General features: G+C 48.3%; 19 protein-coding genes and 1 riboswitch. Of the genes, 11 read left to right on the top strand and 8 right to left on the bottom strand.

Annotated features, from left to right (window positions below; translation table 11 throughout):
• Positions 1-437: 437 nt before the first annotated feature.
• Positions 438-1,520 carry a Delta(10) desaturase DesB gene (gene desB / locus CGZ90_RS11560; RefSeq protein ID WP_094252664.1) on the bottom strand — a complete coding sequence of 361 codons (1,083 nt, stop codon included), beginning with the start codon at positions 1,518-1,520 and terminating at the stop codon, positions 438-440.
• Between the two features lie 222 nt (positions 1,521-1,742).
• Between desB and CGZ90_RS11555 the strand changes: the two genes are divergently transcribed.
• Together CGZ90_RS11555 and CGZ90_RS11550 are read left to right on the top strand one after the other, a co-directional pair.
• Positions 1,743-2,723 carry a quinone oxidoreductase family protein gene (locus tag CGZ90_RS11555; protein ID WP_094252663.1) on the top strand — a complete coding sequence of 327 codons (981 nt, stop codon included), beginning with the start codon at positions 1,743-1,745 and terminating at the stop codon, positions 2,721-2,723.
• Between the two features lie 8 nt (positions 2,724-2,731).
• Positions 2,732-3,283: a GNAT family N-acetyltransferase gene (locus CGZ90_RS11550; RefSeq protein WP_094252662.1), complete on the top strand. Its 552-nt coding sequence runs from the start codon at positions 2,732-2,734 to the stop codon at positions 3,281-3,283.
• A gap of 282 nt (positions 3,284-3,565) precedes the next feature.
• Here CGZ90_RS11550 and CGZ90_RS11545 read toward each other — a convergent pair whose 3' ends face one another.
• Together CGZ90_RS11545 and proC are read right to left on the bottom strand one after the other, a co-directional pair.
• Positions 3,566-4,798, bottom strand: coding sequence for a DEAD/DEAH box helicase (locus CGZ90_RS11545; protein ID WP_094252661.1), 1,233 nt, complete (start codon positions 4,796-4,798; stop codon positions 3,566-3,568).
• Entirely contained in the window at positions 4,799-5,608 is an 810-nt protein-coding gene (proC, locus tag CGZ90_RS11540; protein WP_094252660.1) for a pyrroline-5-carboxylate reductase, read from the bottom strand.
• A gap of 226 nt (positions 5,609-5,834) precedes the next feature.
• Between proC and CGZ90_RS11535 the strand changes: the two genes are divergently transcribed.
• The 7 genes from CGZ90_RS11535 (at position 5,835) to map (ending at position 9,584) form a co-directional block, all read left to right on the top strand.
• Entirely contained in the window at positions 5,835-7,229 is a 1,395-nt protein-coding gene (locus CGZ90_RS11535) for a dipeptidase (RefSeq protein WP_094252659.1), read from the top strand.
• A 190-nt stretch (positions 7,230-7,419) separates the two neighbouring features.
• Positions 7,420-7,617, top strand: a complete 198-nt coding sequence (locus CGZ90_RS11530; RefSeq protein WP_094252658.1) for a hypothetical protein — start codon at positions 7,420-7,422, stop codon at positions 7,615-7,617.
• Between the two features lie 85 nt (positions 7,618-7,702).
• On the top strand, positions 7,703-8,197 hold the full coding sequence (locus tag CGZ90_RS11525) for a hypothetical protein (RefSeq protein WP_094252657.1): 495 nt from the start codon (positions 7,703-7,705) through the stop codon (positions 8,195-8,197).
• 12 nt (positions 8,198-8,209) lie between these two features.
• Positions 8,210-8,386 carry a hypothetical protein gene (locus CGZ90_RS20750; protein WP_165766837.1) on the top strand — a complete coding sequence of 59 codons (177 nt, stop codon included), beginning with the start codon at positions 8,210-8,212 and terminating at the stop codon, positions 8,384-8,386.
• Positions 8,386-8,580 carry a YwbE family protein gene (locus CGZ90_RS11520; protein ID WP_106408313.1) on the top strand — a complete coding sequence of 65 codons (195 nt, stop codon included), beginning with the start codon at positions 8,386-8,388 and terminating at the stop codon, positions 8,578-8,580. The genes CGZ90_RS20750 and CGZ90_RS11520 overlap by 1 nt, the downstream gene beginning before the upstream one ends.
• 57 nt (positions 8,581-8,637) lie before the next feature.
• Entirely contained in the window at positions 8,638-8,835 is a 198-nt protein-coding gene (locus CGZ90_RS11515) for a helix-hairpin-helix domain-containing protein (RefSeq protein WP_094252655.1), read from the top strand.
• A 5-nt stretch (positions 8,836-8,840) separates the two neighbouring features.
• Positions 8,841-9,584 (top strand): type I methionyl aminopeptidase, encoded by a 744-nt coding sequence (gene map, locus CGZ90_RS11510; RefSeq protein ID WP_094252654.1) that lies wholly within the window; start codon positions 8,841-8,843, stop codon positions 9,582-9,584.
• Positions 9,585-9,613: 29 nt separating this feature from the next.
• Here the strand turns inward: map and CGZ90_RS11505 are convergent, their stop codons facing one another.
• From CGZ90_RS11505 to CGZ90_RS11490, 4 genes are read right to left on the bottom strand one after another with little or no spacing between them, the layout of a single operon-like run.
• Positions 9,614-10,732, bottom strand: coding sequence for an alpha-hydroxy-acid oxidizing protein (locus tag CGZ90_RS11505; RefSeq protein ID WP_094252653.1), 1,119 nt, complete (start codon positions 10,730-10,732; stop codon positions 9,614-9,616).
• A 3-nt stretch (positions 10,733-10,735) separates the two neighbouring features.
• Entirely contained in the window at positions 10,736-11,407 is a 672-nt protein-coding gene (locus CGZ90_RS11500; RefSeq protein ID WP_094252652.1) for a methionine ABC transporter permease, read from the bottom strand.
• Positions 11,382-12,422 (bottom strand): methionine ABC transporter ATP-binding protein, encoded by a 1,041-nt coding sequence (locus tag CGZ90_RS11495; RefSeq protein WP_094252651.1) that lies wholly within the window; start codon positions 12,420-12,422, stop codon positions 11,382-11,384. The genes CGZ90_RS11500 and CGZ90_RS11495 overlap by 26 nt, the downstream gene beginning before the upstream one ends.
• 24 nt (positions 12,423-12,446) lie before the next feature.
• On the bottom strand, positions 12,447-13,256 hold the full coding sequence (locus CGZ90_RS11490) for a MetQ/NlpA family ABC transporter substrate-binding protein (RefSeq protein ID WP_094252650.1): 810 nt from the start codon (positions 13,254-13,256) through the stop codon (positions 12,447-12,449).
• Positions 13,257-13,346: 90 nt separating this feature from the next.
• Positions 13,347-13,461, bottom strand: a riboswitch (SAM riboswitch).
• Between the two features lie 428 nt (positions 13,462-13,889).
• Between CGZ90_RS11490 and CGZ90_RS11485 the strand changes: the two genes are divergently transcribed.
• Positions 13,890-14,897 (top strand): nuclease-related domain-containing protein, encoded by a 1,008-nt coding sequence (locus CGZ90_RS11485; RefSeq protein WP_094252649.1) that lies wholly within the window; start codon positions 13,890-13,892, stop codon positions 14,895-14,897.
• 266 nt (positions 14,898-15,163) lie between these two features.
• Complete coding sequence (ade, locus tag CGZ90_RS11480) at positions 15,164-16,885, top strand: adenine deaminase (RefSeq protein WP_094252648.1); 1,722 nt, start codon at positions 15,164-15,166, stop codon at positions 16,883-16,885.
• Between the two features lie 49 nt (positions 16,886-16,934).
• On the opposite strand, the gene CGZ90_RS11475 is transcribed toward ade, so the two are convergent.
• Positions 16,935-20,069, bottom strand: coding sequence for an MMPL/RND family transporter (locus tag CGZ90_RS11475; RefSeq protein WP_094252647.1), 3,135 nt, complete (start codon positions 20,067-20,069; stop codon positions 16,935-16,937).
• Positions 20,070-20,073: the final 4 nt, after the last annotated feature.

Raw genomic sequence — 20,073 nt, 5'->3', positions numbered from 1 at the left:
ACGGTACTCATGGTACCGTACCCCCAACACTATTTAAACTACTGAACTTGCGCCGTTCAGATAGCTTTTCGGAACTAACCCGCGCCGTTAAGATGAGATCCTGCGCCGCTTATTTTCAAGTCTGCGCCACACTAATGAGTTTATCGATTTTTAGGAGTTGAAATTAAGGAATTTTGATTAGCCTGCGCCACTCAACATTCGACTTACGCCACTGAGTAGAGACCCTGCGCCGATTGTTTAGCCCGCTACGCCACAACTGACTTAGCATGCGCCGTTCGGTCTTATCTGCGCCGCTTCATACTCAACCTGCGCCATTCGTCCCCCAGCCCTCGCCGGTTCTGCAACAGCATGAGCCAGATCTTTACCTTCTCTCTTCCTCAACCATGCAGTGAAATGTAAAACCGCCGAGCACTAGCTGCCCGGCGGTTTCATCCTATTTAAAGAGACTCTTGCTCCCCTTTAATATCATGCTTTTTCATATATTCAATGTTGCTTGGATCGAGTCCGTTGCCAAGGGTGTTGTACACATTGCCCTGAGCAGGATCGATGAATTGCTTTTCGTTGTAATACAGACGCGGTGTCTTCCAAAGTGCCATAAGTGCTTTCCAGTGCGGCATCGCATGATAGCGCTCAGGCCACATTTCCATGATGTGCTTCTTTACCATCGGATAATATTTCGGGCTCATCCCCGGGAACAAATGGTGCTCCGTATGGTATGAGAAGTTAAAGTGAAGCACGTCGATCCATTTTGGAACGGTTACCGACAAGCTGTTCGCCAGCGGATCGTTCACGTTCGTGATCGGGTTCAAACGGTGGTTCGTCGCGATGTAGCTCATGACGACCGTGTTCGCGATCGCAAGCGGAATCAGAATTGCAAACACCCATTTTACCGGTCCAAGCCAGAACAGAAGACCTAACCATGTTGCCCAAGGCAGAATCATCTGGATCCAAACGATCGGACGGTTGGATGGCTTAAATTCTTTAATGAACAGCTTGAACATGTTCAGCGAGTGCATCGTAAATGAAATTCCTAAAAACGCAAAGCTGATGATTGAACGAATAAACCATGGCAGCTTGTACACCCATTGAAACTTGTTGTCGTCCTGCGTAAATTTCTCAAGCGTCGGCCATGCATCCGGATCCTTCTCCACATGCTGAGTGTGCGCGTGGTGAGTGGCATTGTGCCATTTGCGCCATAGCTTCGGTCCGACACTAAGCGGGTAGAACGCTACCCCTCCAAGAAAATCACGGAGCCACGGCTTGCGTACGACCGTTCCGTGCAATATTTCGTGTCCCAAAAATCCCATTCCTGCAAAACTTAAACCAATAACGGCAGCCATGATAAGTGATAACCACCAATAAAAAGAATCTATCAAACCGATCACTAAAATACCGGCAACTGTAATGGACAAATAGGCTAGCCCTCCCAAAAGTCGTGCGGGTACAGGCTTAAATGCTTTTTCAGGCAGCTTTGGCGTGATCTGCTTCGCATACCAGCCGAAAGAATGCAGTTCCTTCATGCTCTCCTCATCTCCTACTCTCCTGAATTTCGTTACTAATCGTTTCCAATATCCCTATCGTAACAAGGTCACCTTTATAATACAACCTTTATTTATTACCAGGTGTTAATAACAGCCCATTATTCACGAAAACTTCACATAATTCATTCGATATACCTACGTATTATCACCACTTATTTCCAAAATTATGATAAGATTTTTGTAAAAAATGGGGGCCAACTTATGAAAGCAATACTCGTTAAAAACTTAGGCGGTTCTGAAAATATGATCGTTGCAGATGTTCCGGTACCGGACCCCGACTATAAGCAGGTCTTAATACGTGTCCACACAACAAGCGTTAACTTCGCAGATATAAAATCCCGTTACGGTAAAAAAGGAAATGTTGAGTTGCCGTACATACCTGGCATGGAAGCTGCCGGCGTTATTGAAAAAGTCGGTCCTGGGGTAGAAAATTTGAAGCCTGGCCAGCGTGTTATCGCCTTTACTTCAGGCGGTTCATACGCTGAGTATGCACTGGCATCTGAAAAACTTACGTTTGTTCTTCCTGATGGCATTGCTCTTGAAACAGCGGCCGCTTGCCCGATCGTTTCTTTTACATCGTTTAACCTTCTTTCAAAGGTGGCGAGACTTCAGCCAAGTGAAACTGTGCTTATTCACGCAGCCGCCGGCGGGATCGGCACGACTGCGATCCAGCTCGCAAAGCTGCTCGGTGCCGGAACCGTGATCGGAACGGTAAGCCGTCCTCATAAAAAGCTAACGGTTACAGACGCCGGTGCGGATCATGTGATTTGCACTTTAGATGAAGATTTTGCTGAAGCAGTGAACGAGTTAACGGATGGCCGAGGTGCTGACGTCATACTAGACTCGGTTTCCGGCAAGGTGTTTGAAAACAGCCTCAAGTGCCTGGCGCCATTCGGTCGTCTTGTCCATTTTGGCAACGCAGGCGGCGAGGCGGGTACGGTCGTAAGTGCAGATTTGCATTCAAGCTGCCGTTCTGTGCTTGGCTTCAGCTTTGGTACAACAAGAGCTAAGCGGCCAGAGCTGCTGCAGGAAACAGCAGAGCATGTCTTTCGCTATTTAGCGAATGGCAGCCTGAAGATAAAAGTAGGACGGGAGTACCCTCTATCTGAGGCTGCCGCTGCCCATGACTGGGTGGAAAGCCGGCAGAGCACGGGGAAAGTTTTATTACGGGTTGAAAGGTGACGTTATCGATGAAAACCATAACATTAGCTAAGCACGATTTAAAATACGCACAGCGAATCTTCGAATTGGCCTCTCAGCCTCAAGTCCGCGACGCGCTTGGATTACGCGATACGAGTGTGGAAGATACCTTGTCTTTTTTGAATTTTATTATGGATGAAGAGCGTGAGGGCCGTGTGCTGTCGCGCGTCATATTGAATGAGGATGGCGAGCTCGTCGGCATTACCGAACTGAAGAAAATCGACCGTGAGCTGAAGCGTTGCCATATCGGCAGCTGGATCGGCCATGAGTATTGGGGTATGGGCTACAATCAGGCATCTAAGCTCGCGATATTGTCGATCGCGTTCGAGGAGCTTGGCATGGAGCACGTATTTGCCGGCGCGCGGGCGGTTAACCTCCGTTCGCAGAAAGCGCAGGAGAAGCTTCCTTATTTTTCGCTGCATGTTGAATCGCAGTTTCCAGAGGAACTGGAATGGCTGGAGACGCGGGAAAAGCAGCCTTGTGTGCTGCATGCGGTGTTTCGGCAGGACTTTTTGGGGTTTAAGAGGGAGCTTGTGAAGTAGAAATTAGTTGGTTTTTGGTAAATTACGGAATAACGCCTGCGCTTTGGTGTTTTGCGCCCGCGGATGAGGTGTTTGCGCCCGCGTTTTATCCATTCGCGCCCGCGCCTTTGCTAATCGCGCCCGCATTTGTGTAGAACACGCCCGCCGCCCCTCAGTGCACTTCCGCTGGACACACATAACAAGCCTTCACAAGCCCTCACCACCTTAAATCCAATCAAACACACAACAAAAAGAGGCCAGCACTGCAGAATCTTCTGCAACACTGGCCTAATTTCCGATAATTTATCGGCGTGGTTTCCTTCTATATTGCTCTTCCTTGTTCCCTTGCCTCGAACGTGTTCGTCCACGTGCAAAGTTACGCGGCTTTTCATTCGAATTTCCGTCCGAATCAGCCGATTTCTTCTCATGCTTGTCCAAAACAAGCGGCTTCAGCTTCATCCCAGCTGCATTCTCAATCTCGCGCAAAAATTCATCATCCTTACGCCCAACAAACGTCACGGCGAGACCTTCACTGCCAGCGCGCCCCGTCCGGCCGATGCGGTGGATGTAGCTCTCAGCATCGTGCGGGATGTCATAGTTGAACACATGCGTGATCCCATCGACATCGATGCCGCGTGCTGCCACATCGGTCGCGATTAGAAATTGCACTTCACATTTACGGAACCGTTTCATCACGTCTTCGCGCTTCGCCTGCGACATGTCGCCGTGCAACTCGTCCGAGTTAAAGCCGTGCTCCTGCAAGGCTTCGTTCAGCTTCGACACCCTGCGTTTCGTCCGGCAAAAAATGATCGCCATGAACGGACGAAGCTGACGGATGGCGCTCATCAGATCGCCTTGCTTCGCGCGGTCTGTCGTCTCCAGAATGCGCTGGCGGATTTCTTTTACCGTCACCGTCTCGCTTTTCACTTTTATATGAAGCGGATTGTTCATGAAACGCTCTGATAAGTCACGTACTTCATCCGGCATCGTCGCCGAAAACAGCAGCGTCTGGCGCTGTGATGGCGTTTCGTCTAAAATGAGCTCGATATCTGAAAGAAACCCGATATGCAGCATCTGATCGGCTTCATCGAGGACGACTGTCTCAACTCGGTCAAGTGATACCGTTTCCCGGCGCACATGATCAAGCAGCCTGCCCGGTGTGGCTACAATAATGTGAACAGTCCCTTCCAGACGGTGCATCTGAGCGAGCACGTCCTGGCCGCCGTAAACGGCAAGCGTATGAACGCCTGTTCCTTCTGTCAGCTTTAGCACTTCTTCTGTGATCTGGATCGCCAGCTCTCTAGTCGGCGCAACGATCAGCGCTTGAACGTGCTCTTTAGCAGGATCTAATTTTTCTACGATCGGCAGAACGAACGCCAGCGTCTTACCTGTTCCAGTCTGTGCTTGTCCGACTACATCACGCCCGCGCAGTACGTGCGGGATCGAGTCCTGCTGGATTGGGGTCGGACTAACAATCCGAAGCCCATCCAGCTTTTCCGCCCATTGTTCACTTATTCCTAAACTTCTAAAACTCATCTATTTTCCACCCAGTTCTTTCGCTCGATTTGTACAGCTTTCCATCGCCTTTAACACAGCACTTCTCATACCCTCTTCTTCCAGTGTCGCAACAGCGGCAATGGTCGCGCCGCCAGGAGATGTGACCTGGTCCTTCAGCTCTCCTGGATGCTTGCCGGTCTCAAGCACCATTTTCGCCGCGCCAAGCACCGCTTGTGCTGCGAGACGGTACGATTGGCTGCGGGAAAGGCCTTGCCTAACGCCCCCATCTGCTAGCGCTTCGATAAACATGTATACATAAGCTGGCGATGAACCGCTTATGGCCGGGATCGCGTCGATCTGTGATTCTGGCAGCAGCTCGACCTCACCGAAGCTTTTAAACAATGTAATTACGTTCTGCAGTTCTTCGCGTGTCACTTCGCTGTTCGCTGACATAGCCGTCATACCGGCTCCGACAAGCGACGGTGTGTTCGGCATCGTGCGGACAACTTTAACACCAGATGCAAAGAAGCTTGCCACCTTTTCTATTTTAACACCTGCTGCGATCGTCACGATTACCGCATTGGCTTTCAAATGCTCGGCGATTTCGGTTAGTACATCTTCATGCCCGTAAGGCTGAATCGCTAAAAATAAGACATCTGATTCACGGGCCACACTGACATTGCTCTCAGTTGTCAGGATGTTAAACTTTCCTTTTACATATTCCAGCGTTTTCTCGGATCTTGCACTTGCCATGATTTGCTGCGGCGCCACTAGTCCAGAATTAAGCATGCCTCCGATCATCGCCTGCGCCATTTTTCCGCATCCAATAAAACCAATCGTCTGTTTCATCGCTCCACTCCCTTTTCTCTCTCATTCTTATCAAGTGTGTAAGGTTTTTATCCTTAACTTTAGCCTTTTATCAAAGAAAAGTAAATGTTAGGAAAGGAGGAAAATGACTTCCCTCTGCAGAGTTAAGTTCCAGTATATGTGCCTGCCCGTTGCCAAAGAATATTTTCTTTTACATCGCGAATCTATTAAACTAGAAGAAAGACACGACTTTATAGGAGGAACGTCCATGGAACATGTGATTGCGGAGTATATGAGACAGCACCGTACAGAGAACCTGAACCAGCTGAAAGAGTGGCTTGCCATCCCGAGCATCAGCGCACTCCCGGAACATAATGACGACATGCAGCGCGGCGCACAGTGGATTGCCGACCATCTAGAGAAAATCGGTATGGAAAATGTAAAGGTTTACGAGACAGACGGGCACCCAGTTGTTTACGGTGACTGGCTCAAAGCAGAAGGAAAGCCGACTGCGCTCATTTACGGACATTATGATGTTCAGCCTGTCGACCCGGTTGAGCTGTGGCACAGCCCGCCTTTTGAAGCCGAAGTGCGCGATGAAAAATTGTATGCGCGCGGTGCGAGCGACGATAAAGGCCAAGTGTTCATGCATTTAAAAGTGCTCGAAGCGATCCTCAGAACGCGCGGCACGCTGCCGATGAACTTCAAGTTCTGCATCGAGGGCGAAGAAGAAATCGGAAGCGCGAACCTGCCGAAGTTTATTGAAGAAAACACAGAGCTGCTGTCAGCTGATGTGATCGTAATCTCGGACACAGGCATGCTCGACCGCGGCAAGCCGGCGATCTGCTATGGACTGCGCGGACTTGCGGCATTGCAGATTGATGTTAAGGGCGCGAACAGCGACCTTCACTCTGGCCTTTACGGCGGTGCCGTTCAGAACGCTCTTCACGCGATCACCGAGATTCTCGCTTCATTCCGTGACGGTAACGGACGTATTTTAGTAGACGGATTCTATGAAAACGTTCAAGAGATGACACAGGCTGAAAAAGAAGCGTTTGCGGCGCTCAACATGAGCGAGGAACCGTTGAAAAAGCAGCTTGAGGTGAAGGAGCTTTTCGGCGAAAAAGGATACACGCATGTGGAACAGACATGGGTCCGTCCAACGCTTGAAGTGAACGGAATCTGGGGCGGCTTCCAAGGCGAAGGCATTAAAACCGTGCTGCCGAACGAAGCTCATGCGAAAATAAGCTGCCGCCTCGTGCCGGACCAGCAGCCTGATGAAATCGTGGAAAAATTGAAGCGCCATATCGCTGCTCACACGCCTCCTGGTGTTGAAGTGAGCGTGAAGCTGTTTGATAAAGGCGCACCATATGTGACACCGCTCGAGCATCCGGCAATCCAGGCTGGTGCGCGCGCTTACGAAAAAGTGTACGGCGTACCGACGGCGTTCACACGCGGCGGAGGCTCGATCCCGATCGTTGCCACGTTCGACGAGCTGCTGAAGCTTCCAGTCGTGTTAATGGGCTTCGGTTTGGCGACGGAAAACTTCCACGCGCCAAACGAGCACTTCCACCTCGAGAACTTCGACAAAGGCATGGAAACACTCGCCCATTATTGGTACGAGCTTGAAGAAGCGTTACAAAAAGAAGAGTCAGCAGTATAAAGATGAAAGAAGCGGCAGCTGCCGCTTCTTTTCTATTTGTTCTTTTTAAAGGAACTCGGTTTTAAGGATTAAAGTGGAGTAGTGTATTAATACACTTCTCCATTTTATTTTTCGATAATAATCAAATACACCACAAAGGAAAACCATTCTCCGCCAAGAATTTTTATAGTAAACCCTTGGAGGAAATAACATGAATATAGTTAAATCCATTTTCGATAATATCGAATATATTGCTGCTTTTCTCTTTCTAGTCTTTTTCCTGGCTAACAAAAAGGCTAGAACAAACTTCGCTTATTTTATGAAAGAACATAAAAAGCAGGTGCTTTTGTTTTTGCTGTTAATCGGGCTGCCTTTCGCCGTTGTAACGATTATGATTTTTGTTCAATAATTCCATACACCGGCGCCATTTCTTTTTCACCCCTGTTGTGTGTTATAATCATCCCATCATATTGAAGAAACGGAGATTACGATACATGCTTTCTTTTGAAGAAAAAATTGCGATTATTGAAGAAAATTTCCCGCAGCTTACGCGTGCGGATGTGTCCCTTGGACGCGTGAACTACCACTATGAGGAAAGTGTTCAGGACAAGACGATTGTCGTGTACCACCTTCACCCGAATGGAAACGGATTTGTTTACGGTGCCTACCTGCCGCAGAACCAGATCAACGACAAAGGCTATGTGAACATTCGTGAGTTTGAAAAAGAAGAACTGATCGCTCAGATTCAAGAGTCGATCGAATTCATGTCCAAACGCCACGGCTGGCAGCAGGAGAAACAGGAAAAAGACGATACTCCTGACCGCAATGAGTCTAGATGGCTTGGGCCGAACTACGAGTACGTTACGCTCGCTTTCGAAGACGAGATGTGGTTCATTTTTGACGACAACCGCAATCTTGAAGCAGCATTTGAAACGTATGCAGAAGCAGAAGGCTATTTAAAAGAAGAAGGCTTTAAGCCGAGAAAATAGGAGGCCTGAACGATGGCTGAGGAGAAAAAGAAATTAAGCGTCCAGGAGCTTGCTAAACAGCGCCTGGCTGAGAAAAAAGCACAGCAAAGCGGCGGCGCGTTCAGTACGAACCCGGTGAAATCGACCAAGCCGATGTCGAGCCAGCAGACGAAAAAGAAGAACAACCAAACGCGCAGGACTGGTGTATAATGCACCGTCAGCGCTCGAATATTAGACCCGGACTGCCTGTGAACGTCATTCTAAAAGCGGACCAGCGTACGGGAAAGAAAACAAAAGGCGTGGTCAAGAACATCTTGACCAAGTCGCCGAACCACCCGCACGGCATCAAAGTCCGCCTTGAAGACGGACAAGTTGGCCGCGTGATCGACATCCTAAGTGAATAGCATACAGCCAGCCTGAACTTTCGGGCTGGTTTTTTTGACAAAAAGGAGCGGTGTAAAATGGACCTCCCTAAAATAAGCAAACCTGCTCAGCGTGCCCTTACTCAAGCTGGCTGCATAAGTTTAGAAGACATCGCCAAACATACTGAGGCAGAAATCGCGAGCATGCATGGTGTCGGGCCAAAAGTGATGAAGCAGCTTCGTCAGGCTCTTTTAGACAATGGATTACATTTTGCAGAAAACAACTCGAAAGGCTGATAAACATGATCGTACGAACGGAAGAAGATTTAATCGGATTAAAAGAAATCGGAAAAATCGTTGCAGGGATTCGCGATGAGATGGTTCGAGCTACCGTACCTGGTATCACGACGAAACAGCTTGATAATCTCGCGAAGGATTTATTTGAAAAGCATGGTGCTGTTTCGGCACCGCTCGATTTGTACGGCTTTCCAGGATATACGTGCATCAGCGTCAATGAAGAGGTCGCGCACGGGATTCCCGGCGAGCGTGTGATCGCAGAAGGCGACTTGGTTAACATCGATGTTTCCGGCTCGAAAAACGATTATTTTGCCGATACGGGCATCTCGTTCGTCGTTGGAAAAGGGGACCAAAAGCTCGTGGAACTTTGCGCGGCAGCACGGGAAATCTTTGAAGAAGGATTAAAGAAGTTCAAGCCAGGCACTAAGCTGAACAATGTCGGGAGAGCGGTCGAGAACAGCGCTCGCGAACGAGGCTATAACATTATCAAAAATCTGACCGGCCACGGTATCGGCTGGTCGCTGCGTGACGAACCGGATTTCGTGCACAATCATTACGAGCCGCATGACCGCACGCTGCTGGTGGAAGGCCTCGTCTTGGCGTTCGAACCGTTCGTGTCCACGAAAGCTGAGGAAGCGTATGAGATGGAAGATGGCTGGACTCTTGCGACAAATGACGGCAGCTATGTTGCGCAGATTGAGCATACGATTATTGTGACGAAGAATGGGCCGGTGATTACGACGGCATAAATAAGAAAAGCTGGCCACGGCCAGCTTTTTTAATTTACTTTTCTTAATATCGATCTATTCGCGTCAGACGCTTTTGTAAGCCCAGTCAGAGCTATGGCGGAATCGAAATCTTTTATAAACTGCTCAATCACATGCTTCACGCCATTTTCTCCGCCTGCAGCTAGCCCGTAAACGTACGGTCTGCCAAGGAGTACTGCGTCCGCTCCTAACGAGAGTGCCTTCACTGCATCTGCTCCCCGCCTAATGCCGCTGTCGAACAGAACAGGAATTCTGCCCTTAACTGTGTCCGCAATTGCCGGCAAAGCGTCCAGCGATGAGAAGCAGCCATCCAGCTGCCTGCCCCCGTGATTGGAAACGACGATTCCGTCAAAGGCTAAGTCCACCGCTATTTTGGCGTCATCTGCATGAAGAATTCCCTTAATCAAGATAGGAAGTGAAGTGATTTTTCGCAGTTCCTGAACCTTGTCCCACGTTAGAGCCGGCTCAAAAAAGACGGACAGCAGCTCAGCTAGAGCTACATCGCGCTCTTCAACAGGAGATTTACTCAGTCTGCTTTGGAAAACAGGATCTTGAAGGAAGTTCGCCGCACCTTTTCCGAGTGCAAGGGGAAAATATTGATAATTCAGATCCCGCTCCCGATGACCGACGACCGGCATATCGACCGTCACGACAATCGCTGAATAGCCTGCTGTTTCCGCACGCTGCACCATGCTCGCTGTCACTTCAAAATCGGATGACCAGTATAGCTGAAACCACCTTGAGCCATCGCCGTTTGCCGCAGCAATCTCTTCTAGCGAAAAGGTCGAAACGGTGCTCGCGATAAAGGGCACGCCGAACGCGGCTGCTGCCTTCGCTGAGGCAAGCTCTCCTTCATCGTGCAAGATGCCCTGGTTGCCGATCGGCGCGAGCATAAAGGAAGACGGCAGATGTGTGCCTAGGAGATTAGCCGAAAGATTGCGGCTGCTCACATCCTTTAAAACGCGGGGAACAATAGCCCACCTCTCAAATGCCTCCTCATTGGCACGCAATGTTACCTCTGCTCCCGCTCCGCTCTGAACGTATGTGAACGGTTCTTTTTCAAGCGTCAGTTCTGCAGCCTTTTCTAAATGTGAATACGAATAAGGGAGACTTCTTTCAATAACCGTCATCGATTAATCCTTCCTCAACCTAGCCGCAATCACGTTCCCCGCGGTTTGAAGCCCTTGCACGAGCACAATCAGCAGGAACACGGTCACATACATCACATCGGCTTCATATCGCAGGTGCCCGAAGCGATACGCGAGGTCTCCTAGTCCGCCTGCTCCGACGAGTCCAGCCATCGCTGTCGCGCCGATCAGCCCGATTGTAGCGATAGTCAGCCCTAGCACGATAGCCGGGCGCGATTCCCGGACGAGCACGTTCCAGATGATTTTTTTCGTTGGGATGCCCATCGCTTCATACGCCTCAAGCACACCACGGTCCACTTCAAGCAGCGCCGATTCCATCAATCGCGCGATATACGGTGCTGTGTAAACAACAAGCGGCACGATGACTCCTTTTACGCCGATCGATGTGCCGACAATAAATTTTGTGAACGGCAGGATAAAGAACAGCAGGATGATGAAAGGCACTGAACGGATCACGTTAATCACTGTGTTCAGAAAGCCGTAAACATACTTGTTTTCTAATCGTGCTCCCTGTCGCGTCAATACGAGAAACGCCGCGAGCGGCAGTCCGATCAGGATCGAGATGAGAAGCGCGATCGACGTCATCTGGAACGTTTGGAGTATAGCCTCTATAATTTGGTCGCCCCACAGATCAAGAAATTCGCTTATTTTTGACATCGTTCCGTTTCACTCCTTCCACCAAAACATGCTGTTGCTCTAAAAACTCGACTGCCCTGTCGATTTCGCTGTCATCACCCTGCAAATGGACGATCAGCTTTCCATACGGCACATCCTTCAGCTGAGTGATTGTACCGGACAGGATGTTTGGAAACACGTTGAACTTCTTGCTCACAAGAGCGAGCGTCGGTTCACCCGATGTGTTGTCCACAAAAGAAAGGCTGACGATCGAGCCGGTTTCCTTCAGCTTTGTTAGTAAAGCTTCAGGCAGCTGATGATGGAAGATGCTGTTCACGAAACGCTTTGTCGTCTCATGCCTCGGCGCCGTAAACACATCCAGCACGCTTCCGTTCTCTACCACCTCACCGTTCTCCATAACCGCGACACGGTCACAGATTTTCTGAATCACCTTCATTTCATGTGTGATTAAGAGAATGGTAATCCCGAGCTCCTCATTAATTTTCAGCAAAAGATCAAGAATCGCCTCGGTCGTATCCGGATCCAGTGCGCTTGTCGCTTCATCACTCAGCAAGATTTCCGGCTCGTGTGCAATCGCTCTTGCAATCGCCACACGCTGCTTCTGCCCGCCGGAAAGCTGTGACGGATACGAATCCGATTTGCTTTCAATTCCTACGATAGATAGATATTTTTTTACCCGGTTATCAATCTCTGCTTTCGGCAGACCGGAGAGCCGCAATGGGATCGAGATATTTTCATAGACAGTCGCTGTTTTCAGCAAATTGAACCCCTGAAAGATCATGCCGATTTTCTTTCGAGATGCACTCAGCTTATTGGGAGAAAGCTTCGTCAGCTCGGTGCCATTCACCGATACCGTCCCTTCCGACGGCTTTTCGAGGAGATTCACCGTGCGGATGAGCGTGCTCTTTCCTGCTCCGCTGTACCCGATCACCCCGAATATCTCACCTTTTTTTACCTCAAGGGAGACGTTTTTCAGAGCCTCCACCTTCCCTTTTTTCGTGACAAACGTTTTGGATACGTTCTGAAGCTTAATCATCTGCTCGCTCGCCGCCCTTTCTTTTTACCAAGATGGAAGAACTGCTCCGTCAAATTCTTTCAGGATGAAATCTTTTACTTCCTTCGAACGGTACGCCTTCTCCAGCTTCTTCAGCACCTTGTCATTCTTGTTCTCACCTCTTACCGCGATCAAGTTCACGTGCGGCGAATCATCGCCTTCAATAAACAATGAGTCTTCTTTCGGCTTCAGTCCGTGCTCAATAGCAAAGTTCGTGTTAACCGTTGCGGCTGTCAGCTCATCCAGCTGTCTAGGAATCTGTGAAGCTTCGAGCTCAACAAACTTTACATTTTTCGGGTTCTCCACGATATCCTTCTGCGTTGCATCCATTCCCGCGTCTTTCTTTAGCTTGATAAGGCCGGCTTTTTCATACAGCTGAAGGGCTCGCGCCAGGTTGATCGGATCGTTCTGAATGCCCAGCTTATCGCCTTTTTTAATATCATCCAGGCTCTTAATCTTGTTAGAGTAGATGCCAAGCGGGAACGTGACCGTATCGAAAACTTCCACAATATCAAGCTTGCGGTCTTTCTTGAACTGATCTAAGTATGGCTGTGTCTGGAAGCTGTTCGCATCAAGCTCATTCTCAGACAGCGACACGTTCGGCATCACGTATTCGTTAAATACCTTCACATCGATTTCAAGTCCGTCCTTCTTGGCCACTTCCGCTACTTTTTCAAAAATCTGCTCGTGCGGACCAGCTGTTACCCCGATCGTCAGCTTATCTTCAGGCAGCGCTTCACCTTTTTCTGCCGAACCGCTTCCGCAGCCTGTTAATGCCACCACTAAAATTAGTAATAAAAGTCCCCATTTTTTCATACTTTGTCGTCCTCCTCGAATTTTTGTTATGAGAATACAAAAAAGCCCCTCTGAAAGAATCAGAGAGGCATAATAGTTAAGTTCAGACCTCTCTTATCTTTCAGAACACAAACGTGTTCTGCAGGATTTAGCACCTGAACTTACAACGTGTAAGTTTGGTTGCCGGGTTTCATAGGGCCAGTCCCTCCACCGCTCTCGATAAGAGTAAATATTCTCAATATTGAATTGTTAACAATCATATATGGGTTGACACTTTGTGTCAACACCTATTTTTTAGAGTGCGCAGATGTTGTTTAGGATGGCCGTACAGGTTTATTTGCGAATCTTGGAGTTTTATTTGCGAATCTGAGGGATTTATTTGCAAATCTGAACCCTTTGTTTGCAGTTCTTAAAATTTGTTTGCAGCGCGAAATTTTATTTATTATTCGACACGTTTGCTTGCAGCACCACTGCATTATTTGCACACAAAAAACTATGAAATGCAGAAAAATGACTACTCTAACAATCAAAATTAGAGAAATACGCTAGAACTAATCTAAATTCAGCAGTCAGCAACTATTAAAATCCTGATTTTGTTCTTTATGCAAATCATCTTATGTATGCCATGATTCATAAAAAAGGCTGGTGGATGCCATGGTAACCATTCTAAAAAAGCGTTATATATCCCTAAAGATTTTGAAGCTGGAAGCTCTGTTAAGAAGGCTTCCTCTTATGCATAAAAGACGAGTTGAAATTGAAGAGGATTTATCCAAGAGTTTAGCGGGTTATAGAGGAGAACTTGCCTTAAATTATGATTTTAAGTTTTTGAAACAAGACTTTTATTATGTGCTTGAAGATCTGAGACTTCAAAACCAAAATGGAGATTTTTTTCAGATTGATTGTCTTCTGCTCTCCCCTACTTATTTTCTAATATTAGAAGCGAAAAACATGTCGGGTTCCATTATGTTTAACCAGCATACACGGCATATGATTCATAATAATAAAAATGGCCTTGAACGGAGCTACAGCGATCCTCTTCTGCAGGTTCAAAGACAGCGCATACAGCTGGAAAATTGGCTCAAACATCATAAATGCCCTTTCGTACCAGTAGAAACCCAAGTGGTGCTGAGCAATTCGGATACTAGGTATGACGCAACAACCAATCACAACTTTGTTTATAAGAACGTTACCTCTCGATTAAATCTTCCAAATCGAACAACTGAATTTGAAGCGGTTCATACAGAAGAGCTTCTATCCCACAAAGCCATTAAACAAATTTCCAAAATACTGATGAAGCGCAACACTCCATACAATCCCAACCTAATGGAATGGTACAGCCTTAAAATGGATGACTTAATTCTAGGTGTTTTTTGCCCAAATACTAATTGTCCATCGGTTAGTGATCCAATGGTGAAAGTTAATTCTGGGTGGCGCTGCAGAAATTGTTTAACTTTTTCTCGCGATGCACACATTATTGCCTTACATGACTATGTATTGCTATTTGGAGAAGATATCACCAATTCTTTATTTAGAAAATTTGTCCTTATAGAGTCCGTATTTACTGCTAGCCGCCTATTAAAACAGCTCGTAATCCCTGCAACAGGAGCAAAAAAGAATAGAAAATACAAACTGAGCTTACCAAAAGCAGCAGACATTTTATAACTTCTTAATTTATTTGCAAATCCGGGAGTTTTCTTTGCAAATCTGAGGGATTTATTTGCAAATCTGAACCCTTTATTTGCAGATCTCAAAATTTGTTTGCAGCGCGTAATTTCATTTATTATTCGACACGTTTGCTTGCAGCATCGCCGCGTTATTTGCACATCGCTCGCCATCAGCGCTCCTTTTTAAATACTCCCACGTTTCATCCACCCCAAAATGTGCAACACTTGAGATATTGAATAAGATATGTGAAAAAGGAGTACTTCATGGATAAGAACGCACTTAAAAGGCGGATCGATGCTGCGAGCAAGCGGATTCCAGCTGACCTGATCATAAAGAACGGAAAAATTATCGATGTATTTAACCTTGAAACGATCGAGGCTGATGTTGCCATAATAGACGGATATATCGCTGGAATCGGGAGCTATAAAGATGCGACGGAAATCGTGGATGCAGCAGGACGATACATAAGTCCAGCGTTTATTGATGCGCACGTGCACATTGAATCTTCCATGGTAACACCGAAAGAGTTCGCTAAAGTGCTGCTCGCACACGGTGTGACGACCGTAATCACCGACCCGCATGAAATCGCGAACGTGTCCGGCACCAAAGGCATATCGTTCATGCTTCAGCAGTCTGAGGGTCTGCCGCTCGATGTCCGGGTCATGCTTCCATCTTGTGTTCCGGCAACGCAATTTGAAAATGCCGGCGCCACACTAGACGCAGAAAGTCTGCATCCTTTCTATGCCCACCACCGTGTACTCGGTCTGGCTGAAGTGATGGACTATCCGGCTGTTTTGAACGGAAAAGAAGACATGCTGAACAAGCTTCTGTCCGTATCGCATAACGCTGCAATCATCGACGGACACGGCGCGGGGCTGGATGCTGACGGGATAAATGTATATGCGTCAGCCGGCATCACGACCGACCATGAATGCACAACAGCTGAAGAAGCGCTGGACCGCATCCGCCGCGGATTGTACGTGCTCATCCGGGAAGGCTCGGTCGCTAAGGACCTTGCCGCGCTCATTCCGGCTGTAACTCCAGCGAACGCCAGCCGCTTTATGTTTTGCACAGACGATAAGCATTTAGACGATCTTGTCGCAGAAGGCAGCGTCGACCATAACGTACGGCTCGCCATCGGTCATGGTATGAACCCTCTTCAGGCGATACAGCTCAGTTCACTGAATGCGGCTCGATGCTATGGGCTCCAAGAAAAAGGAGCGATCGCACCTGGCTATAAGGCCGATATTCTGCTGCTCGACGACCTTGAGAGCATCGCCATTTCAGAAGTGTATGTGAGCGGAAAACGAACGGCCAGTAACGGAACATATACAGGTCAAGATCTCCCTGCTGCTGAGCCGCCTGAAACGCTCACTGACTCGATTCATATCCATCAAATTACAGAAAAAAATCTGGCACTTAACCTGGATAATGGTAACAGCGCAAATGTTATCGAGATTATTCCGAATAAACTAGTGACGATCAAAAAGAAAATCACAGTAAGCGATGTGCCTGCTGTAAAAGATGATCTGCTGAAAATTGCGGTCATCGAGCGTCATCACCAGACAGGAAACATTGGCTTAGGACTTGTAAAAGGTCTGCTTTTAAAAGAAGGAGCGATCGCCTCAACCGTCGCCCACGACTCTCACAATCTCGTAGTTGCTGGAACGAACGACCGCGATATGCTCGCTGCCATATCCGCGATACAGGAAATGAAAGGCGGCTATGTGATCGTTAAGAATGGCGAAGTCCTCGCTTCTGTTCCGCTGCCGATTTCCGGTTTGATGTCGGATAAAAGCTTTGAGCAAGTGAACGACGAAATCCTTACTTTAAAATCAAAGCTGAAGGAGCTCGGATTCACCGGTGATTTCGATCCGTTTCTTACGATGTCGTTCCTGACTTTGCCGGTTATACCAGAGATTAAGCTGACCGATATGGGGCTGTTCGATTTTAGCAGCTTTTCGCATATTTCGTTAAAAGCATAAACACAAAAACTGCCGTAGACTTTCACATCTGCGGCAGTTACTCTATTATTTATTCTTTTTCACCAGGCATGAACGGCCACCAGTTGGCTTTGCCGAACGTTTTTACCATAACCGGAATGAAAAGCGGCAGGATAATAAACGCGTACAGCAGCAGCCCGCTTAATATGATGGTTGCAATCTGCAGCAGCGATCCTACGCCGGACGGGTACATCGCGGCGAACGTTCCGCCAAGGATGACAACGGCCGAGATGATGACCGTCCCCATGTTCTTCATCGCTTCAAGCATCGCCTTCTGAACCGTAAGCTCCTTATACTCGTTAAACCGGTCCATGAGGAAGATGCTGTAATCCACGCCAAGCGCGACTAAAATGACGAAGGCGAAGAAAGGAACTGCCCAGTTGATGCCGGAGAATCCAAGAATGTTTACGAACACTGTCTCCGTAATAGCCATCGCTGTGTAATACGTCAATATGAGCGATGCGATGATATAAAGCGGCATAATGAATGACCGCAGCATCACGACAAGGATGATGCCGATTCCGACAAGCATGAGCACGACCGTGCGCGCGTAGTCGGACGCGGAGATTTCATCAAGGTCAGAATAGATGCTCGTCACACCGCTGATGCCGTAATCCGCGTTTTCCAGGTTCGTCCCCTTCACTGCACGGTCGACCGCTGCCTCGATGTCATCCACTTTGGTCAGAGCGTCCTGTGAGTAAGGATTCTCACTCAGCACAACATCCATCGTCATGTATTTACGGTCCTCAGACATGTAATTGTCGAACACCTGCTGAAATTCTTTGTTGTTAAGAACGTCCTGCGGGATGAACCAGCCGGCCATCTCTTTGTCGCTTGAAGAAGAAAGCGTCTCGAGATAGTCATTCGCTGAATCCAATCCGTCCGACACCTGCTCGATGCCGTTCACACTTTGATCGAGTCCGTCCGTCAGCTGAGAGAGCTGTCCGTCAAGCTGACCGAAACCGCTTTTCAGCTGCTCCTGACCGCCGGCGATTTTGCTCAGACCATTCGTGAATTCCGGCATTTTCGCCGTAACCTGACCCTGCCCGTCTGCTAGCTTTACTAAGCCTGATTCAAGCTCAGCTAGACCAGACTCGATTTGGCCAAGGCCGTCAGCGAGTGCCTGCTGCCCTTGGGCAACTTGAGATAAATTATTGTTCAGCTGCTGAAGGCCATTCTGTGACTGTGTTAGTCCTCCGTTCAACTTTGCAAGCCCTTCTGACAGCTGATTCGTTCCTCCGCTTACCTGGTTGACCGTTCCCTTTATTGCATTGTAATCATCGTTTGAATTGATGCCAGGATAGGCTGACTCTAGGTTTGAAAAGTTATCCGACAAACCTGCCAGCGCTTGAGACGAAACTTGCAGGTTTGCTTGAGCGTCACTGTATCCCTTTTGCAGGTCGCCAAGCCCCTGTTCAACTTCCTTGTAATTTGTTAAAAGCGTCTGGGTGCCTTTTGAAAACTCCTGCGTCTTTGTTCTGATCTGCTGAACACCTGCCGTCAGATCGCCCGCTCCGGCAGAGCCGTCACGGATGCCTTGCTCAATTTGGTTAAGCGCTCCAGACAAATCCGTTACCCCTGATTTTAACGCGTTCGTACCATTGATCAATTCGCCGATACCGTCCGTTGTCTGCTTCATTTTCGGCTCGGATTCGCTCAGCTTCGCGCTCGCTTCTGACAGTCCGCCGCTGATTTTTTTCAATCCATCGTTTCCTTTGCCAAGTCCCTCGCCAAGCGTATCCACCTGGTTGGACACGTACAGGTCGCTCAATTCCTCGCCGACCGGACGTGTGGCGCTTCTAACTTTATCTACGCCGTCCACTTTTTCCACTTCACGGCTGATTTTTTCGATCGTCGTTAAATACTGCGATTCGTCCATCGGCTCGTCGTTCTTCACAACGATTTTAGCCGGAAGCGATTCGCCAGGACCGAAGCTCTCCGAAATCACGTTGAACGCTTTTACCGAATTGTAACTGTCGCCGATTTCGTCTAGTGAGTTGAACGAGAGATCACCGTCATATGTTGCCAAAAACGGAACCGTAATCGCTGCCACCACTAGCAAAGAGGCAAGCGGACGTTTGAGTGAGAACGTTCCTGCCGCCGCCCATAAACGGCTTTGTTTGTGCTCCATCGAGCCTTTGGCCGGCCAGAATATCTTCTTGCCGAGCACCGCCATGAAAAACGGTACCAATGTTAATAGTGCGATCAAAAGGACAGCCACCCCGATCGCGACCGCTGCAGCTGACTGATACAGCTTGAACTGCGAAAAGCCGATCGCGGCAAAACCGATCATAACCGCGAGTCCGCTGTAAATTACGGTACGCCCTGCTGTTTTATAAGTTGCCTTTATTGCGTCAGCAAGTGATTCATGATGTGCCATCTCCTCTTTAAAACGGCTCAGCAGCAGGATACAGTAATCTGTTCCGATACCGAACAAAACCGCCACGAGGAAAATTTGCGTAAAGTTGGAGAGCGGAAAGTTCCACTGATCCACTAAAAAAGCCACGATTGACTGTGCGGTGATATAGCTCAATCCCACTGTAATGAGCGGGATAAATGGCGCTACGAACGACCGGAACACGATAAACAGCACCGCTAAGATAAAGATCAGCGTAATGTATTCGGTCTTTTTCAGCCCTTCTTGCGAGCTCATGACCACGTCTTCATCGATCATCCAGCTGCTCGTGTAATAATGATTCACGTTCACGTCTTTTATGGCATCATACAAGTCTTCCGAGATCTCAGCTGCCGGACGGTCTTTTCCGTCTACCGTAACAAGCGCGAGCACCGTCTTTCCGTCTTTTGCGACAAGCTGCTTCTTCAGCTCTTTTTCGTTAAAATGCGAAACAATAGACGTGATGCCAAGCTTTTCTTTGTTATCTTCAAGATTCTTAATTCCTGTCTGGATCGAAGCTAGATCCTGCTCGTTGAGTTTATCCTTTTCGTGAAAAACAAGCGCGACGGATGATCCCTTCGCATCCTTATCTTGCTTTGCCATCTCATCGAGAAGCTCGCTCGCATAGCTCGACGAGTAGCCATCAGGCACGTTGATCTGCCCTTTATCGCGGACAAGGTCGACCATGTTTGGCGCCGTCGTGACAAGAACCGCGACAACCGCCACCCATGCAGCAAAAACAAACCACTTCATTTTAAGCAGTGAACTCATGTTG

The sequence above is a fragment of the Fictibacillus aquaticus genome (assembly GCF_002245695.1).
Lineage (GTDB): Bacteria > Bacillota > Bacilli > Bacillales > Fictibacillaceae > Fictibacillus > Fictibacillus aquaticus.
Note: the sequence above shows the minus strand (reverse complement) of the source record. Positions and strands in the feature narration are given on the sequence as shown.

Coding starts and splice junctions, on each gene's coding strand:
- desB (WP_094252664.1), bottom strand. CDS start 1,520: ATGAAGGAACTGCATTCTTTCGGCTGGTATGCGAAGCAGATCACGCCA.
- CGZ90_RS11550 (WP_094252662.1), top strand. CDS start 2,732: ATGAAAACCATAACATTAGCTAAGCACGATTTAAAATACGCACAGCGA.
- CGZ90_RS11555 (WP_094252663.1), top strand. CDS start 1,743: ATGAAAGCAATACTCGTTAAAAACTTAGGCGGTTCTGAAAATATGATC.
- map (WP_094252654.1), top strand. CDS start 8,841: ATGATCGTACGAACGGAAGAAGATTTAATCGGATTAAAAGAAATCGGA.
- CGZ90_RS11515 (WP_094252655.1), top strand. CDS start 8,638: ATGGACCTCCCTAAAATAAGCAAACCTGCTCAGCGTGCCCTTACTCAA.
- CGZ90_RS11535 (WP_094252659.1), top strand. CDS start 5,835: ATGGAACATGTGATTGCGGAGTATATGAGACAGCACCGTACAGAGAAC.
- proC (WP_094252660.1), bottom strand. CDS start 5,608: ATGAAACAGACGATTGGTTTTATTGGATGCGGAAAAATGGCGCAGGCG.
- ade (WP_094252648.1), top strand. CDS start 15,164: ATGGATAAGAACGCACTTAAAAGGCGGATCGATGCTGCGAGCAAGCGG.
- CGZ90_RS11490 (WP_094252650.1), bottom strand. CDS start 13,256: ATGAAAAAATGGGGACTTTTATTACTAATTTTAGTGGTGGCATTAACA.
- CGZ90_RS20750 (WP_165766837.1), top strand. CDS start 8,210: ATGGCTGAGGAGAAAAAGAAATTAAGCGTCCAGGAGCTTGCTAAACAG.
- CGZ90_RS11495 (WP_094252651.1), bottom strand. CDS start 12,422: ATGATTAAGCTTCAGAACGTATCCAAAACGTTTGTCACGAAAAAAGGG.
- CGZ90_RS11475 (WP_094252647.1), bottom strand. CDS start 20,069: ATGAGTTCACTGCTTAAAATGAAGTGGTTTGTTTTTGCTGCATGGGTG.
- CGZ90_RS11485 (WP_094252649.1), top strand. CDS start 13,890: ATGGTAACCATTCTAAAAAAGCGTTATATATCCCTAAAGATTTTGAAG.
- CGZ90_RS11545 (WP_094252661.1), bottom strand. CDS start 4,798: ATGAGTTTTAGAAGTTTAGGAATAAGTGAACAATGGGCGGAAAAGCTG.
- CGZ90_RS11505 (WP_094252653.1), bottom strand. CDS start 10,732: ATGACGGTTATTGAAAGAAGTCTCCCTTATTCGTATTCACATTTAGAA.
- CGZ90_RS11525 (WP_094252657.1), top strand. CDS start 7,703: ATGCTTTCTTTTGAAGAAAAAATTGCGATTATTGAAGAAAATTTCCCG.
- CGZ90_RS11520 (WP_106408313.1), top strand. CDS start 8,386: ATGCACCGTCAGCGCTCGAATATTAGACCCGGACTGCCTGTGAACGTC.
- CGZ90_RS11530 (WP_094252658.1), top strand. CDS start 7,420: ATGAATATAGTTAAATCCATTTTCGATAATATCGAATATATTGCTGCT.
- CGZ90_RS11500 (WP_094252652.1), bottom strand. CDS start 11,407: ATGTCAAAAATAAGCGAATTTCTTGATCTGTGGGGCGACCAAATTATA.